The organism is Streptomyces sp. NPDC088725 (genome assembly GCF_044751305.1).
GTDB lineage: Bacteria > Actinomycetota > Actinomycetes > Streptomycetales > Streptomycetaceae > Streptomyces.
Genome location: NZ_JBIVLO010000015.1, coordinates 53,042 through 69,785 on the forward strand (window position 1 = coordinate 53,042; position 16,744 = coordinate 69,785).

Below are 16,744 nucleotides of genomic sequence, written 5' to 3' on the forward strand. Positions count from 1 at the left end.
TGTCACCCCGGTGTCCTCGCACGGCGAAGGACATGAACTGCAGGGGGCCCACCGGCCCGAAAGAACTCCCGGACAGAAAACCCGAAGTCAGCGGTGTGCGGCTGGAGACCACTCCAGCCGCACACCGCTGACCGGTGACAGGAGCAGGCCGGGTTCGGACAGGGGTCCTGCCCGGACGGTCAGGACCGGTGGCCCCAGAACTCGATCTCCGCGCGGCGGCGAGGAGAGCAGCCGGTGTTCGTCTTCAGGGCGCCTGGTCCATGCTCCGATCAGGTACAACAGCTTGAAGAAGCGCGGCTGCCGTCGGCGGGCCACGATCGCGCCGCGCTCGTCGTACTCGTAGTGCAGTCCGCGCCCGCGCCGCCGCATGTCCTCCCGGATGTCGTACAGGTAGAGGTTGACCATGGGGGCGTTGACCTTGGCAGCCCACTCCCTGGTCGGGGCGTCGAAGACCACCGCGATCTGGCCGCCTTCGAGCACTTCGGCGCGGATCAAGGCGCGCAGCACGTCGTCGACCTCATGGATCACCTGATCACTCCCGTATATCTGCGTGTGCTCACGCGCGGCCCTCGAAGTCCGGTGGCTGTTGCACGACCAGGACCGGTCTCTTCAGCTGTAGAAGATCTTGTGCGTCCGCTCGCAGTCGGCGGGGGCCGAGCCGGTCCTTGCGCATGACCAGCACCTGCGCCTCGAACGTGCCGTCCCGTCCGACCGTCACACCGTTCAGGTCCTCCGTGATGCCGAGGCTCCAGGTGAGACGTACGGTCTCGCCCGGCGGGTAGTCCTTGCCCCGGGCCACGACGACCCGGCCCGGCTTGGTGACCGCCGGCGTGACAGTCAACGAAGGCTTCAAAAGGCGCAGTTGAGCTGTTGCCCGGTTGCCGGCCGGACGGCTGTCGGGCAGGGTGCCGGTTACGGTGGCCCGTACCTCACCGCTGATCGCCGCACGGTAGGTCGCCGTCTGTGTCACCTCGATACGGCCACCGGGCGGGATCGTGCACGGCGCGCTTGCCGCGCAACGGCTCAGGACCGGCAGTGTGCGGTCCTTGGCTGCCGGTGTGCTGGGCCACGAGGAACTGATGACCACGCCGTCGGCCGTGTCCGGACCGGCGTTGGGGATCGTGTAGCGGGCCTGCGCCGGGCGGGAGGTGTACGTACGGTCCGGCGTGACATCGACCTTGACCGCCACGTCGGCGGAGGGCGGGACCGGCGGTGCAGAGACCTCGAACTGGGCTGTGTCCGTGCCGGTGTTGCCCGCACTGTCGGTGGCGGAGCACGTGACGGTGGTCAGACCTACCCGGAAGAGGGAGCCCGACGCGGGCGTGCAACTCACCGGAAGCGGACCGTCCTCGGCGTCCGTCGCGGTCGCGGTGTAGCTGACGCGGGCGCCCGCGTCGCCCGTCGCTCTGATGATGCGGTCGTCCACGGTCACCACCGGCGCCTCGACGTCGTTCACATCGATGCTGATCCGCTGCTGGAAATCGGGGTCGTCGCCCGCCGCCGAGCCCAGGCTGAATTGGACGGTGCAGGTCAGGGTCGTGCCCTGCGGTGCGTCGGCAGCGACGCCGATGGTCTCGGCGAAGTGTGCGATGCCGCCGCTGTCAAGGCTCTGGATCGGTGGGTCGAGGGCAACGGTCAGGCCCTGGTCGCAGGAGTCGAGGCGATGAGCGACGCTCGTGGGCAGGTTGCTGAGGCCCGCCGCGATGGCTTCCGCGATCTCGTTGCTCTCCACGCCCTCCAAGTGGTGCCCTCCCGTGGCGTTGATGATGCGGTTGCCTGGCCGGGAGTGGTGGGCGGGTTCTCGATATAGCCGGGGTTGTCGGGATCGTGGGCGTTGCCATCGCCGTCGAGACCGTCGCCGATGGTGCTGGCGATGTCGACACCGATCACCCGGATGTTGTTGTCCTGGAGCGCGGTGATCGTGTCGTCGATGCTGTGCCCGTTACTGGGAGAGTGACTGGACACGTCGCTCAGCAACACGATGACCGGACTGGCCCCCTCGCGGAAGACGGTCGTGCCGCCGGCTACATTCGCGATCTGCCAGAGGCCGTTGATCCAGTCCTCGGAGAGGCCACGCTCTGCTGGCCCAAGTCGGTCCCCAGCCTGTCGACGCCGTCCTGCACTTTCGTCATATCGGCCGTGAGCGCTGTGAATACGCTGGAACCCCGCGTCGGGGACGTCGCCCTCCTGGTCCTCGAAAGTGGCCACAGCGAAATGGGAGTCGGGCTGCTCGTTCAGGATGTTCGGCGTAATGAGGTCCAGGTTGTTCCGCACATTTCGGAGGGGTCCGTCGCTCCCCGCCGTACTCGCGGTCCCGTCCACCAGGAAGACCACCTCCGGTTTCGGCGGAATGGCCGGTGTCAGTACCTGCTTGTCCACGCTGATGGAACCACCGGGGTCGACCGCCTCATGGACAACGGCTGGTGTGACCCACGAGACCGGAGCCACCACGGCCGCCACACCCGCGCCCGAGCCGGAGACCGGACCGAGCCCGGTCGCGAGGAGCAGCAGCGCGAGGGCCGGGAAGCGGAGAGCGCCGAGCGAACTCCGAGGCTTCCGGGGCCTGTCGACGGGCAGCCGTGGTCCGGAGAGTGCCGCATAAGGGCGTGGCCGTGGCCACCGCTCGTATCGCTGGAACCACCGCATCGAAAGTCCTCCCCCGTGGACACCACCGACATGGCCCGGCCCCTGACGAGCCGACGACTCGACCCGTCCGACGCACCGGCATACCGGTCCGCACGGTCTCGTACCTCGCCGTGGTCACGCAGCGAGGTACGAGCCACACCTGCGGGAAGCCTCGCCTGCCCTTTCGGGCAGGTTCGGCCAACTCACTTCCCCCTGAAACGGTTGCCGGTACGTCGCATCAGCCGCAACGCATCAAAACCGACACGGTCTCCCGGCCAACGGGCGTCAGATCAGTCCCTGCCTCATCGCGTACGCCACCGCGTGCGAGCGGTTGCGCAGTTGGAGCCGGGTCATGACCGAGTGCAGAACGTTCTTTATCGTGCGCTCGGAATAGGCCAGTTCCGTCGCGATGTCGGCGGTGTCGTACCCCTCCGCGACCAGCCGGAGCACATCGATCTCGCGCGCGGCGAGCCCCGTGAAGTGCAGCCCGCGCGGCGCCAGTACCTGGCCCTGGAGCCGGCCCACCTCCTCCAGCAGCCGGCCGAGCAGGTCGGAAGGAAGGTGGCCCTTCCCGCGCGCCACCGTTCCTATGACCTGCACCAGATGCTCCGGGGTCGCCTCGGAGCGGTGAATCACCCCGGCGACCCCGCATTCCGCCGCGCTCACCAGTTTCTGTTCGTCAATGTCCTTCGTGACCAGGACAGTTCGCGCGGTGCTGGTGCGCTGGATGTGGCGCAGCATCCGCAGTACCTCGTCGTCGACGACGTCCACGACCACCACCGCGACCTGCGGCGGCATGTCCTCCTCCCCCCATTCGGTCACGCTGACCTCGGGCCGCATCCGCAGCTGGCTGGTCACGCCCGCCTGCGAGATCGGATCTTGTGCCCGTAATGCGACAGTAGTGCGCTCCATGGCAAAGCTCCCCCCGAGCAGCTGCCCGGTCACGTCTCATGCAACGCGCAACCACTACAGCTGCGTTCGTGTGCCTCATGAGTAATGAGGCCGTAGGGAGATGCCCGTGGACACCGACCAGAAAACTCAAACGTCGTCCCGGGCAGTGAACATGCCCGAAAGCGTTCCTTCGTGGTCGATGTCGTGGGCCAACGCCGACTCTACGGTGCGCCTATGAGTCTCACGGCAAGTCTGGACGAGTCCTCGGTCTTCGCGCCACCCGGCGAGGAGACGAGTCTCCCCCTTCAGGTGCACAACTCCGGCTCCACCGTGGAGGAATACCGCTTCGAGGTGGTCGGTGCCTGCGTGGCGTGGGCGACGGTGGAACCGCAGCTCCTGGCCCTGTATCCGGGCAGCTCGGAGACCGTCTCCCTCAAACTGCGCCCGCCCAGGGACTCGTCCGTCCCGGCGGGCGAGACGGCGTTCGGTATCCGCGTGGTGCCGACCAGCGAACCGGGCGAGGCGGTGGTGCCCGAAGGGTGGTTGACCGTAACGCCGTTCACCGAGGTGACCAGAACTCCCCCGTACTGCACCTCGCGCTGGAGAACTTCCGGGACTTCGACCACCACGTCGTCACACCGATCCTGGTGCCCGCAGGTGGAAGGGTGACCCTGACCGTCGACTGCCGCAAGGTGGGCAAGCCGGTGAACGCGCCGACGCCCGCGCACTGCGCGGACTCGCTGTTCCTCGGCGGCACGATGCTGTCCGACAAGAGCTGACGGAGCCGGGGGCCTGCGGCCCGAGGCCCCAGCCGGGTCCCGCCAACCGGCCCCCGTCGTCTCCCGCTCGACACCCGCACGCCTCACGGGACGCGCTCGCGCCTCATGTGACGTGCTCAGGCCGGCGGGGCCTCTTCCTCTTCCTCACCCGCCGCGGCCCGCTGTACGAACGAGCCCTGCACGTCGGCCGGTTGCTCGTCCTCGTCCGCAGTTTCCTCACGTTGCACCGCCGGTACGGAAACGGCGGCCGGTGCCGCGGCCGGGGCAGGCGCGGGATCGGTGGTCGGCGAGGGCGCGGCAAGCACCCGGTCCGCGTTCGAGACGGCCTCCTGCTCGAACCGGTCGGACGGGTCACTCACCCGGATCCCGCCGGGCGCTTCCGTACCGTCCACCGGCCCACTGCGCTGCTGGATCACATGGGTCAGCTCGTGGGCCAGGGTCGTACGGACTTGGGGCGAGGACGGGTCGTACGCGTCCCGCTGGAAGACCACGTGGTTGCCGACGGTGTACGCGTGAGCACCGACACCCTTCGCGGATTCGTGCGCGGCGGAGTCGGTGTGGACACGCACATCGGAGAAGCCGGCGCCCATCCGCCCTTCCAGATCGGCCCGGGTCTCGCTGTCCAGGCTCTGGCCGCCGGACGAGGAGACGACATCGTGCACGGGAGACCGCAGGCCTGATCCGGCCTGCTCCCCCGCCTCGGCCACGTCCGCCTCTTCGCTCGGGCCGCTCCTCTTGCGCTGAACCATCGCGCCGACCGCGCTGTTCCCGACGGACCGCTGGAGCATTCCCATCCCGGCCGTCCCGACCACGGCGGCGCGCCCGGCGGCAGCCGCCCGGTACAGCCGGGAAACGTCCGCGGGCGCGAGGCCCGCGAATCATCCACGTCCGGGGGCGGGCGCCTCAGGGAGCCTCAGAGAACCGCGGTCCCGGCCCGGTTGGCCACAGCAGGAGCCGCGGAGGCGGCGGGCTCGTCCCCGGCCTGCCCGGCGGCGACGGTCAGCGGCTTCGCGTAGCAGCGGCTGAGCTCGTCGAAGCGGTAGTGGCCGAACTTGACGCAGGGCTCGTAGCCGCTGGAGACGTAGAGGGAAATGGCCTCAGGCTGTTTGGTGCCGGTCTCCAGGACCATCCGCGTGCGTCCCGCGGCACGGGCGTCGTCCTCCAGGGCGGCCAGCATCAGCCGGGAAAGGCCCCGTCCGCGCGCCTCGGGGACCACGTACATGCGCTTGATCTCGGCATCGCCGTCCGCGTACCCGAGACCGTTCTTCTCCTGGCCGCGCCAGCCGCCGGTGGCCACCGGGGTGCCCTCGTCGTCATAGGCGATCAGATACAGGCCGAGCGGCGGCTCGAACATGCCCGGGTCAAGCGGCGTCACATCCCCCTCGTCCCCGTATCGCTCGGCGTACTCGAGCTGGACACGGTCGTTGAGCTTGACGGCGTCGGGGTGACCGAAGGAAGAAGGCCGGATATTCATCCGGCCTATCGTACTTCTACACGAATGGGGTGAGCGGGTGACCTTCGCCTCATCCCCGGCGGGGGCGCCTCACCGCGGTGACGTACGTGGCCCGGAACCCGGTCCGGGCCACGTACGTCGGACCACACGCGTCACCGGTACCGGAGGAAATGGGAAAGCGACCATTTCGGCGTTGGCCCGCGTCGCCGCCTCGGCCCTTGCGCTCGAGGGCTTCCTCCTGGGCGCGCTGAGAGATGGTCGCGCCGGTCGCCTCGACAATCTCGCCGCCGAGGTCGAGGATCGCCTTCTTCTCCACGGCCGTGCCGGAGGGCACCACGGCGACGAATTTCATGCCGAGCTACCGGCAGAACCATGCTTCCGAGATGACGGTCGAGCCGCTGGACGCCTCCACGACCGGACTCTCCTTCACCAGCCACCCGTTGGCCAGGGCGTTGAGGAACAGCGCTTCGGCCAGACGGTGTTTATGGCTGCCGGAGGGGTGCACCGACTCGTTCTTCACCAGCAGTACGCGAGCCGCGCAGGCGGGCCGGCAACTCCAGCTCCAGCAGCGGTGTCGGCCTGTACGGCAGGGCGCGGATCCGCCGGATCCGGTGGTTGACCCAACGGCGCTCGTCCGGGTAACGGTCGAGCAGATCACCGTCCGGGCCCAGTCCTCACCCCGCGCGAGGCCGCCCGCCCCGCCGGGCGGCGGGCCCGCGTCCGCCGCGACGGCACGACCCGCCGCCAGGGCCGTACCGGCCGCCGTCCCCGCACCGGCCAGCAACACCGCACGCCGTAACACACCCATCCGAGAACCTCCACGTATCCGCCCATGACGCCGCCCAGGTCGGGCCGCGGGTTTTGTCCAACAGCGGACCCGCGGCCGACCGGCCGGAATTGGGGACAGACACGCGGACACCACCTGTGCAGCCCAACGCCCCTTTCATCCAGGCGACTTGTAGCACCAGCACATGATCCGGTCATGCTGGCGCTGCACGTCATGGCAAGGTGCTGCGCCTTCAGCGATGGCTGCCGGATGCTCTCACCTGGGCGATGCCGGGTTCTCTCACTTCAGCAACATGGAGCTGAGATGGGCGGAGACATCGGCCAGGCTGCCGCCCTCCTGAACGATGTTCCGCTGCCGGCTCGCCCACGAACCCCTTCCGCGCATCTCCGCCAGCAGGTCGTTGACCGGGCCGAGGTCCCCCGCGTCGGACAGCGCGGGGGTGACATGTCTCAGCAGCCGGTCCACCATCGTCCAGGCGGGCACCGGGCGCCCGGAGGTCACGTCCAGGGCGTCGCCCTCCAGACCGTACCGGGCGGCCTGCCAGTGGGCCGCGGCCAGTATCTGGTCGGAGACCTGCGGGACCCCGGCGTCGCGTCGCACCGCCCGCAGGCACATGGTGACCAGTGCGCGGGTCAGTCCCGCCAGGAGCATCACGGTGTCGCTGGTGGGGCAGACGTCCATGACGCGCACCTCGATGGTGGGCACGTACTCGGAGGGCCGGGCGAACCAGTACGCCATTTTCCGGTCGACGATCACCCCCGAGGCGACGAGGCTGTCCAGCAGCGCGTTGTAGTGGGCGGCATCGGCGAACAGCGGAGCCGGACCGGCCACCGGCAACTGCGACCACCATGTTGACCGAAAGCTCGCGTAACCGGTCTCCTCGCCCAGCGAGAAAGGGGAGTTGGCGGCAAGCGCCTGGAGCGTGGGCAGCCAGCCGCGCAGGTGATTGCTGACGCGGACCGCATGCTCCCGGTCGGGCATTCCGACGTGCACATGCAGCCCGCACGGTATATGTCCGAACACGAGGTCGCCGTACTTCCGGTGGAGCGCGCGATAGCGGGAGAAGCCGGTGGGTGGCATGTACGGTCCCGGGACCGGTTCCCAGGCGCACGGGAGTATCGCGCAGTCGGCCTTCTCGGCGGCGGCCGCTGCGCTGGAACGCAGGAAGCGCACGTCATCGACCAGCAGGGACAGTTCGCTGTGCGGTTCGGTGACGGCCTCGACCACGGCCGAGGACACCTCCGGCTGGATCCGTTCAACACCGGCGGAGGCCGCGGCCGCGATCACTTCCCCAGAGGCGGGCACGGCCGACCCGCTGTCCGGATCGACCAGCAAGAACTCTTCCTCCACACCGACCGTGAGCGGTTGCGTCATGGGGTTCCCTTCCCGGGCGTCGGAGCCTTGAGTCGGAGCCTTGAGTATGTGCACCCCCGGGGCCCGGCGCTCGCCCCCTCACCCATAACCGGCCACGGGGCCCGGCCCTCGGGCGGCAGGGCTGCGCGGCTCTCACTCGGACAGGAATACGCCCCTTCGGGAAGGCTCCTTGCCGGCTCAGCCCGTGCCGCGCGACGAGCAGGAGCAGCCCGCAACAGACGCAAACACCACTACGAAGGTTCGTCTCACTTGTCGCGCCCTTGATTCAGCAGGGATTGGCGGCGGCCGTGACTCCGGCCGGCGAGCGTCCCGGCCGCTGATGGACAACCCGTCAAACCGGCTCCGTCGGAGACTCCGGGCGTGACTGGCGGCCCAGTTGCGGCACCGGCGAGGCCAAGGGCTTTCATTCCCGCACCCGCGAGGGTGCCCATTTGGGTCGCATTCACACTCTGCGTGTCTCCTGTCAACGTGTCCTTGAGCAACCTCGGTCACTGTCCGGCCTGATGACCGCACAAGCTCGATCGCGTCCCGCTTGTACTCGTGCGAGCACCGCTTCGTGTTACGTGCTTCCCACCTGGTGTTACTTCCTCTGGAACCTCAGGTCCCGGTCTCCAGGTGTCCAAGATGAAGGGAAGGCTTCAGCATGCTTGAGGCCGGCAGGCTGGACGTTCGGCAGGCCGGCCTGCCGAGCGAGCCCTCAACTGGTCGCGCCGGTGTAGCGCTTCAGGCCCTGTCGCCAGGTAACGGTCGCCAGCAGCACCGCGACGACGCTGGTGGCCAGTGCCACGAGCACCGCATGCGGATCGACCGGGCGAATGAGCACCCTTGTCGGAACTGTGGCGATGAGCGCGAGGGGAATGACGTAGGTGAACAGAAGCCGCAACGGCTTGGCATAGATGTCGGCCGGATAGCGGGCAAGCTGCCATGCGTTGCTGAAGAGGCTGTGGAGATCCAGTTTGGACGCCCAGAACGCCAGGCTCGCGAACAGCATCCCCAGCGCCCACATGGTCACCGTCGCGGCGCAGACAAGCAGAAGCCAGGCAATGGCGGGCCCGGGGCCCGGCAGGCGATCACCTGTGCTTACGCTGACGCCCACCACCGCGAGCCCCAGCGGGATCTGGACGCCGGCGAGCGGTGTCGCGGTGCTGAGGCTTACGAGGAACATGCTGGGCGCGGGCTGCAGGAGGTGATGATCGAGCCGGCCCTCGCGGATGCCGCGCGCGGGGAAGCTGGCGAGGTTCGGGTCCACGAAGGTCGCCTTGATTCCGCTGAGGAGCTCGAACGTGCCGATGAGGACAAACATCTCCGGCTTGGTCCAGCCGGCCAGAGTGTCGGTCCTGGAGAAGATGATCAGTACCGCGGCGAAAGTCGAGAGCAGCGCGACCACGGCCATGACGGTGTCGAAGATCAGGTTTACCCGGAAGGCCAGAGCCTGGCGCAGGGACATGGAGAAGCTGATGCGGAGCAGACGGATCAACTTCATGGCGGTCAGGACTATGCGCATGGTCACGCTCCGACAACGGTGTATCGACGGACGCCGAACCGCCAGGCGATGGCGGCTGTGATCGCGAAGGCGGTGCCCCAGCCGATCTGCAGCAGGAGCGTGGCACCCAGGGTCGAGCTGTGCAGTGTGCCTGTCGCGATCTCGGCGGGCAGGCCGAGCATCCCGTAGAACGGCAGAGCCATCGCGATGGACCGCCACGGGTCGGGCAGTTCCGCGATCGGCGCGGCGATACCGCCCAGCAGGAAGATCAGGATGTTGCCGAAAGCGACGATCGCGTGCACTCGTTCGGTCCAGAATGCCGTGAGCGCAAGCAACCAGGTCCAGAGGAAGCGCAGTACAGCGGCGCAGAGCAGCGCAGGTATCGCGAGAAGTACTGCCTGCCACCGGTACGAGGCACCCGCGACGAGAGCGGTCACCACGGTCAGTGGCAGACCGAAGACGGCCAGCCAGAGACGGATGGCTATGTTCTGGCCCGCCGGCCCGAGGATGACGGGCTGCGGCTTGAGCAGATCGTGGCTGACGCTGCCGTCGTAGACCGATTCGGAGAACGTGTAGTTCTCGAACGACGCGGTCAGCAGGTGCACGCCCACCAGCGCCACGAAATAGTTCACGGCTGTCTGGTTCCCGGGCAGAACGGCGGACCACACGACGAGTCCGATGAGCGGCCCGATCGCGTGATTGACGACGAGGGTCACGGTGAACCACCAGGCCCCGGACCACTCCAGGAACTGGTTACGGACCCCGAGGGCCAGCAGCCGTGGGAGCCGAGCGGTCACACCCCCTCCCGGTACGCGTGATCGATGACGTTCTCCAGCGACGGTTCTTCGATCGAGAGGTCGACGACATCGAGAGTGGTGAGCAGAATCGATGTCACATGGGCCACCTCGTCCCTTGGGACGCGAAGATCCCAGGAGATGCCGCTCGTGGAGACGACCTCTGCGATGCCGGCGAAGTCCTGCTTCGTGGCCGACGGCGAGCTGAGCCTGATGAGTTTGCACGGCGACAACCGCGAGGACAGCTGATCGAGTGGTCCGTCATACGTGACGCTGCCGTGGTCGATGAGGATCAGGCGTTGGCACAACGACTCGACGTCAGCCATGTAATGGCTGGTGAGCAGGACCGTGGCGCCGGTCTGCGTGGCGTAAGAGGCGAGGAACCGGCGGATCGAGGCCGCGGCGGAGACGTCCAGGCCCAGGGTCGGCTCGTCGAGGAACAGAACCTTCGGCCGGTACAGCAACGACAGCGCGAGCCCCGCGCGCATCTTCTCACCAAGGCTGAGCGTGCGCAGTTGCCGTTCCAGCAGCGGGCCCAGTTCGAGCAGTTCACAGAGCTCATCGAGGTTGCGCCGGTAATCGTCGGCCGGAACCTCGTAGAGGACGCGCTGATACTGCAGCGAGTCGAGCAGAGTCAACTCCTGCAAACCGCCCGTGGGCTGACTGCCGCGCACCAGCGCGATCCGTTTCAGGAACGGCGCCTGGCGCTGCCACGGCGTGAAGCCCAGGACCTGCACGGTGCCTGCGGTGGGGTGCAGGAGCCCCGACATGATCTTCATGGTCGTTGTCTTGCCGGCTCCGTTGGGCCCGATGAAGCCGACGACTTCACCGGGCGGAACCTCGAAGGACACGCTCCGGACCGCTTGGACGTCTCGGTAGCGACGGCGCACCACAGACTTGAGTGCGGCCGCCAGACCGCCCTGCCGCACAGGGACGCGGTATGTCATGGACAGATCGTCGACGACAACTGCTGTCACAGGGTCGGTCCTTCCTGGGGGAGCCGCCGGGAAGGCCCGGAGACGCACTGATCTGACAAACCCGGCCGATGACCGGGCCGCGGGTGGCTGCTACAGACGCGGTTGCCGCCGGCATCGTCCCGGCCGAACCCGGCCGGGACGGCGTTGGCGTCAGCCCGGACAGCCGGAGTCGGGTGTCCGGTGGTGCGGCCACAGAGTTTCTGCCGGCAGTGAATTGAAGAGGCCGTCCCAGGCTTCGTCGTCGCCCTGCCAGCGGCCGGGGGCCAGCGCCACTTCTCTGAAAGCGATTCCGGGCGGGAGCGCGTCGAGGTCGTCGGGCACGGAGCGACGCAGCCACAGCAAGGCGAAGTCGTGCCCGGGATATCGGGTGGCGATAGTGTCCTGGAGCTGACAGATGTCGCTCACCGACTCGACGCCGTTCGCGTCCTGACGTATGTAAAGGACGCGAGCCGATGAGGAGGCCATCTCCTGCCAGCGAGTGGCCAGAAACGCATATTTTTCCCGAACAGCCGGAAGCTGGCTCTCGATGTCTGCGAGTGTGAGGTCGCCGTCCGCTTCTGCGGTGAATTCATGGTAGAACTCGATTCCGGCACCGAAGTCCAATGCGCCGCCACCATCTGTGGTGAGGGAGATCTTTCCGGGGCGCAGTACGTCGCGGAAATCTGTCTCGATGGCCACTCGCACGAACTCGAGGTCGATCTCGAGCCAGTCGAAGAAGTGCGCACTCTCCTGGCCCGTGATGCGGCGTATCTGGAACGTGGACTCGCAGTGCTGGCCCAGGCCTATGCAGAGGTCATAGAACTCTCCTCCGCCGACGCCGATCAAAGGCGTCGGAACAGCTTCGTTCGCCGAGGAGGACGATCCGCGAGGTGGCTTCGATGTCATGTGATTCCTTTTGTCGAGAATGCAATCGAATTCCGCGCCGCCCGCATCATTTCCGGAACACCCGCCTTTCGAATGCCTGAAGCATTGTTTCCGGCTCCAGGATCTTGCACTCGATTCCGAATGGGCGAATTTTTCCGCTGTCCAACGCCAATGCAGCGACACGGCCCGATCCGCACCAGCCGTCGGGCTCAATCGAAGCGATGGGATCTTGGTACGCCTCGTCCATCGGGACAATATCCCAGCCTGCGGAACGAAATGCGCGGGCCGCATCTGCGATGAATAGAGTGTTGAGATCATTCTCATGCAGCAGGATCACATGCACCGGCGACCTGCCCAGGGCCTCGACGGCCAATTGATCATAAAATTCAGCGGGTTCCAGGAGAGATTCCACGTAGAGGTCACGAACTGCCGCGATGTCGAAGTCGCGGTGATCATGCACGGCTTGCGCGAGGAGCGAGTCGAGATACCAGTCCAAGGTGAGGACGGTCACGTACGCGTTGGCGTACCCACTGTTTTTCAACGCCGCGCGCACTGCGGAACGTTTACTGGGATCGAGATCACCTTCGTCGAGAAAAGGGAATCGGAACCATGGCCTCTTCCCTTCTCTGCCGGTGAACCACTCCGCAGCTCGATCGATATCCGCTATGAAATCTTCAACCGACGTTTCTGAAAGCCTCGGATGGCTGTAACTGTGGCTTCCCAGCACATGCCCCGCCTCTGTATAGGCCCTGACCCGTCCCTCTCCGCCCCGACCTCGAGGCTCCTGGAAGTCTCCGACTATGACGAAGAACGCCGCTTGGTCGATATGTTCCTGCGCCAGCCGCTCGATCAGCAGAGCTGTACGTTCGTCGGGCGTGAAGAAAGCGCCGGGGTCATGCGGTACGTCGTCGAAGCTGAAAGCAACCCTTTTCCGGGCCACGGCTGGTTCGTTATTCACTCGATCTTCATTCTCCATTAGCGGCAGGAATGGGCTGCCGGTCTGCCGGGAGGCGTACGTCACCGCTTCTCTCGAGTTTGTTCCAGGTGCCCCGCCTGCCCGTGATGACCGTGTGCCAGGCGACCCAGGAGGCAACGGAACCCACTATCGGGATGATTACGGTGGACCTGAACCCTGTGGGCGTCTCCGCGAGGCCCGCCGCTGCCCTCCCGGCCGCGTCAAGAGAATGAGAAAATCTCCTGGAGGCCCAGAAGTAAAGGTAGTTCACGAGGACGACAGCGATTGCGATCACAGCCACCTGTGCAACATCAGCTGCGCCTGTGGACTGTTCACCGCGCGCAAGAATTGCCGCGGCGCTCGCAGGCAAGAAAATCATGCCGAGCAACGAGAACAAGGGGAGAATCGAGTGATTCCAGGCCATATAGGACCAGATCAGCAGCATGCTGCCGCGCTGCTTCAGCGCAGGCCTTGCCAGGCGCAGGATTACCTGAGTTTTACCTGTTGCCCAGCGGACCCGTTGCTTGTAGAGGCCGGCGAGAGTGTCCGGTGCCTCCGTGAGCACGAGCGCCGACGGCCGGTGCACTGCCCTCCGGCCGTCCATCAGAAGCAGCATGGTCAGATGCGCGTCCTCGGCCAGCGTCCCTTCGGGATAGCCTCCGACACTCGCCACCGCCTCGCTGCGGAATGCGCCCACCGCTCCAGGCACAACGGTTATCCGGCGAATTTTCGAGAACGCGCGGCGTTCGATATTGTTTGCAAGTTCATACTCTCGGACCTGCGCGCCGAAGACAACCTTGCTCGCGGGACGCCGATTTCCGACAAGCATGTGTCCCGAGACCGCGGCAACAGCAGCGTCGTCGAAGTCGACGAGCAGGTCAGCGATCGTATCCGGCATGACCTGGGTATCGGCGTCAATGGAAACGAAAAACTCAGTATCCACAGCGGTCAATCCGTGATTGAGCGCTGCCGCTTTCCCCATGTTCGTCTGACCGAGAACTACTATGATGTCCCCGTGAAGCCGGTGCATGTCCTGCATGACTTCGATAGTTCCGTCAGTCGATCCGTCGTCTATGCAGATAATACGGGCTATATTCACTCGTCTCGACGTCAGAATTGACTCGAGTGTTTTACGCAATACTTTCCGCTCGTTGAAGCAGGGGATAAGAACTGATACCCGTCGGTGCGTCCCGGGCATCCCGTCGGAAGTCACTTCCTTGTGCTTCCTGGCCATGAGCAACAAGATGAAGCCCTGGAGCGACGAAAAGGAAGTGATCAGGGCCAACAGGAAGAAGGCAACGTCTATATTCACTGTGATTCACCGTCACGATTTTCCGAGTGCCGAATGCGTCACTATGAGGGTCACGCCGCGAAGACGTCATGCGAGGCGATGGTGACGTCAGCAAATGCCTTCAGGTATGTGCTGATCGATGTACCGGCTTCGTCAGAGCGCAATTGACCGCTCTCCAGGTATGCGACGACACCGAAGGGGCCGCAGAGGTGACAAGCTCCGAGGAGACTGGCTGGAGTCGGGTAGTCCTCACCCGCGGTCCACAGATCCTGGCCGTTTTTTCCGAAGTATTTGTTCAGGATGTTGACGCTGTGGCGGAGGGAACGGCGAAGAATCGCTGTCTGGCAGTCATAACGTCGAAGGTCCTCAAATGAGTTGACCCCATCTCGGCCTGTGAATGTTCCCTGCCACCTGTTGACATCCGTTCCCACCTGCCAGCGTCCGGTTGACTCATTCTGGTAGAGGCAGCTTGTCGTGCCGTCGCGCCAGGTGGTCTCTGGAAGTGAGCTCGCGTAGTAAGACGGCACAACGAGACGCTCGCCATCGACAACCACGGTCTCCATGACCGGGCGGTAGTATTGCAGGTCCATCAGAAGTGGTTCGCCGAATTGAAAACCGACGAACCCCCATGGGTTGATGACCGCAGATTGGACCGACTTCAACCCGACCGAATCGCGATTCCTGAACAAGTCGAGCACTCCTGTCTTGTCCAGGAATTCCGATACTGTGCTTTCTTCCCTGATCGGTGAACCCGTTTCCGGGGACCGCTTCAGCCGACCGGGGCGCTCCACCGCCCAGTAGTCGATGACCTTGTTCTCGAAGTTCTCGACGTACCACTCCACGTTTTGCGACTCAATACGCGATTCCAGATCGAGTAGACGTTGAAAGAAATCCGCAGAGATGGTCAGATCCATGATTCCCGCCTTCGCGCTGTTGTGTCGAGCTATTTCGGTGGTAGCCAAAAAATTATCCGCAGGCGGGCCTCGCCGGCGACAAGCAGAAGAGATTCCGACGTGACGGTGGGGACCGGAGAAGCCGCCGACGCCGATCAGGTGAAAACCCGGATGCATCGCCCGCGATTAGGACTGCCGCCGATCGGCGTACGTTCCGCAGGTGAGGAACATACGGTCATTCGTCCGCAGCCCCCATACTCTCGGGGACAGGGTTCTCCCATGGTCCGGCAACTTTTTGCCGACGGTTCATTCGCTGAAGCAGTACAGGATCAAGGGCAGCGGGGCTTTCATTTCACCTCGTCCAGAATTTACGTGGAGCAGGTCCCTCGGGATTCCGTCGCCGTTGCGGATGCCTGGTTGTGGTGCAGAGCTATTCGGCTCTGCACGTCACTGCGTGAAATCAGTTCCCGACTCCCGAAGAGCACATTGTATTGCTCCTCCGTCTCGAAATCGCGTGCCAGCGGCTCCAGTCCGTGCCGGGCCATCTCGGCGACGACGTCGGCGACCAACCATTGGTTGCTCCAAAACGCGCTCTCCTCGACCTCTATTTTTATGACGTCGCATCGGTCGAGGAAAGCCTCCGCCCCCGCCAGTACCATCTCCGTTGCCCCTTCCACGTCCATCCACATGGCGAAGCGACCACCCATGTCCGTGAACTCGTGGTCAAGTGTGGTGGCCGGCACGGCGACTTCCTCGTATTCGACGTCGCCCAGCCAGTCTCCGCCCACGCGTTTGAGCAGCGAGTTGTAACCTTCCACCCGGTCGTCGGACCAACTGGAGCTCGAGGCTATGAGAAAGATGGGCACTTCGCCCGGTTCGCGCGACAGCGCCTGATGGCGATATTCGACACGCTGTCCGGTGTAGTCCGTCGATGCCGAAAAGCGTTCGTACACGTATGGATTGGCCTCGAACGCCACCACTCGGCAGCCTGGTACGGCGGCGGCCACACGCACTGAGGTCTCTGCCTCGAAAGCGCCTGCCTCGACGAAAAGGGCCGGCTCCGCCAGGCATACCAAATCGTGGAACAGCGCGTTCAATAGGTGTGTCGAGCGATGACGGACGCTGACCTCAAGGGGGTCATGAGGTGCCATCTCCGCCAGTCGCTGAAGCAGGTCCCCGACTTCGTTCCGCTGGAGCGACTGGCCCGACCGGCCGCTGTCACTGCCCTGGTGGCCGGCGGCGGTCGATTCAGCCGGCATCTGATCGGTGCGTGCCATGCCTGTCCTCTCGGTGCGTCCCGTGCAGGAGTGGTGTTCCCTTGGATGGAGAGGCTCGAGGCATGGCTCGCGCCCCGCGGTCGGGTATGCGTTCCGGGGACCGGCATACCAACGAGCCGTCCGCTTCAGCGCGCAGCCTGATCGGAGCCCTTGGCGGACACCGGACACATCGACTGGGACGAAGACGAAGCTCTCGCGGTCCGCCGTACAGCACCACGGCCCCCTCTGCGCCGCTCGGCGGAGTGTGACACCCGATGATCATGTTAGCGTACTGAGTGCTTTTCAACTCGCTGTGCCGGCA

Annotated in this window: 16 protein-coding genes and 2 pseudogenes; 1 reads left to right on the forward strand and 17 read right to left on the reverse strand. The window is 65.5% G+C overall.

Translation table 11 applies throughout. The features are described 5' to 3' along the window. Positions 1–219: 219 nt before the first annotated feature. The 4 genes and pseudogenes from ACIP6N_RS28295 to ACIP6N_RS28310 form a co-directional block, all read right to left on the reverse strand. A pseudogene (locus tag ACIP6N_RS28295) lies at positions 220–528 on the reverse strand (DUF4255 domain-containing protein); the annotation flags it as partial. Positions 529–556: 28 nt separating this feature from the next. Further along, positions 557–1,732, reverse strand: a complete 1,176-nt coding sequence (locus ACIP6N_RS28300) for an HYR domain-containing protein (protein ID WP_401820241.1) — start codon at positions 1,730–1,732, stop codon at positions 557–559. Beyond that, positions 1,636–2,379, reverse strand: coding sequence for a vWA domain-containing protein (locus ACIP6N_RS28305; RefSeq protein ID WP_401820243.1), 744 nt, complete (start codon positions 2,377–2,379; stop codon positions 1,636–1,638). The genes ACIP6N_RS28300 and ACIP6N_RS28305 overlap by 97 nt, the downstream gene beginning before the upstream one ends. Before the next feature lie 531 nt (positions 2,380–2,910). Continuing rightward, on the reverse strand, positions 2,911–3,537 hold the full coding sequence (locus ACIP6N_RS28310) for a response regulator transcription factor (protein ID WP_401820245.1): 627 nt from the start codon (positions 3,535–3,537) through the stop codon (positions 2,911–2,913). A gap of 213 nt (positions 3,538–3,750) precedes the next feature. Between ACIP6N_RS28310 and ACIP6N_RS28315 the strand changes: the two genes are divergently transcribed. Continuing rightward, entirely contained in the window at positions 3,751–4,185 is a 435-nt protein-coding gene (locus tag ACIP6N_RS28315) for a hypothetical protein (protein WP_401820247.1), read from the forward strand. Between the two features lie 226 nt (positions 4,186–4,411). Here ACIP6N_RS28315 and ACIP6N_RS28320 read toward each other — a convergent pair. The 13 genes and pseudogenes from ACIP6N_RS28320 to ACIP6N_RS28380 all read right to left on the reverse strand — a co-directional run. Further along, a pseudogene (locus tag ACIP6N_RS28320) lies at positions 4,412–5,155 on the reverse strand (DUF4157 domain-containing protein); the annotation flags it as partial. A gap of 53 nt (positions 5,156–5,208) precedes the next feature. Next, positions 5,209–5,769: a GNAT family N-acetyltransferase gene (locus tag ACIP6N_RS28325; RefSeq protein WP_401820249.1), complete on the reverse strand. Its 561-nt coding sequence runs from the start codon at positions 5,767–5,769 to the stop codon at positions 5,209–5,211. A 49-nt stretch (positions 5,770–5,818) separates the two neighbouring features. Beyond that, the gene (locus ACIP6N_RS28330) at positions 5,819–6,100 is read right to left on the reverse strand and encodes a hypothetical protein (RefSeq protein ID WP_401820250.1); all 282 of its coding nucleotides are present in this window, start codon (positions 6,098–6,100) and stop codon (positions 5,819–5,821) included. A gap of 6 nt (positions 6,101–6,106) precedes the next feature. Beyond that, positions 6,107–6,556 (reverse strand): pyridoxal-phosphate dependent enzyme, encoded by a 450-nt coding sequence (locus ACIP6N_RS28335; RefSeq protein WP_401820252.1) that lies wholly within the window; start codon positions 6,554–6,556, stop codon positions 6,107–6,109. Positions 6,557–6,814: 258 nt separating this feature from the next. Next, a complete protein-coding gene (locus ACIP6N_RS28340; protein ID WP_401820253.1) occupies positions 6,815–7,909 on the reverse strand; it encodes a glutamate--cysteine ligase in 1,095 nt (364 codons plus the stop codon). Positions 7,910–8,606: 697 nt separating this feature from the next. Further along, positions 8,607–9,413 carry an ABC transporter permease gene (locus tag ACIP6N_RS28345; protein ID WP_401820387.1) on the reverse strand — a complete coding sequence of 269 codons (807 nt, stop codon included), beginning with the start codon at positions 9,411–9,413 and terminating at the stop codon, positions 8,607–8,609. A 2-nt stretch (positions 9,414–9,415) separates the two neighbouring features. Further along, positions 9,416–10,189, reverse strand: coding sequence for an ABC-2 family transporter protein (locus ACIP6N_RS28350; RefSeq protein ID WP_401820254.1), 774 nt, complete (start codon positions 10,187–10,189; stop codon positions 9,416–9,418). Further along, positions 10,186–11,163 (reverse strand): ATP-binding cassette domain-containing protein, encoded by a 978-nt coding sequence (locus tag ACIP6N_RS28355; protein ID WP_401820257.1) that lies wholly within the window; start codon positions 11,161–11,163, stop codon positions 10,186–10,188. The genes ACIP6N_RS28350 and ACIP6N_RS28355 overlap by 4 nt, the downstream gene beginning before the upstream one ends. 150 nt (positions 11,164–11,313) lie before the next feature. Then, positions 11,314–12,048, reverse strand: a complete 735-nt coding sequence (locus ACIP6N_RS28360) for a DUF1796 family putative cysteine peptidase (protein ID WP_401820259.1) — start codon at positions 12,046–12,048, stop codon at positions 11,314–11,316. A gap of 46 nt (positions 12,049–12,094) precedes the next feature. Beyond that, a complete protein-coding gene (locus tag ACIP6N_RS28365; protein ID WP_401820261.1) occupies positions 12,095–13,048 on the reverse strand; it encodes a polysaccharide deacetylase family protein in 954 nt (317 codons plus the stop codon). Next, on the reverse strand, positions 12,993–14,294 hold the full coding sequence (locus ACIP6N_RS28370; protein WP_401820264.1) for a glycosyltransferase: 1,302 nt from the start codon (positions 14,292–14,294) through the stop codon (positions 12,993–12,995). The genes ACIP6N_RS28365 and ACIP6N_RS28370 overlap by 56 nt, the downstream gene beginning before the upstream one ends. 50 nt (positions 14,295–14,344) lie before the next feature. After that, positions 14,345–15,187 (reverse strand): hypothetical protein, encoded by an 843-nt coding sequence (locus tag ACIP6N_RS28375; protein WP_401820265.1) that lies wholly within the window; start codon positions 15,185–15,187, stop codon positions 14,345–14,347. 347 nt (positions 15,188–15,534) lie between these two features. Continuing rightward, a complete protein-coding gene (locus ACIP6N_RS28380) occupies positions 15,535–16,443 on the reverse strand; it encodes an FkbM family methyltransferase (RefSeq protein WP_401820268.1) in 909 nt (302 codons plus the stop codon). Positions 16,444–16,744: the final 301 nt, after the last annotated feature.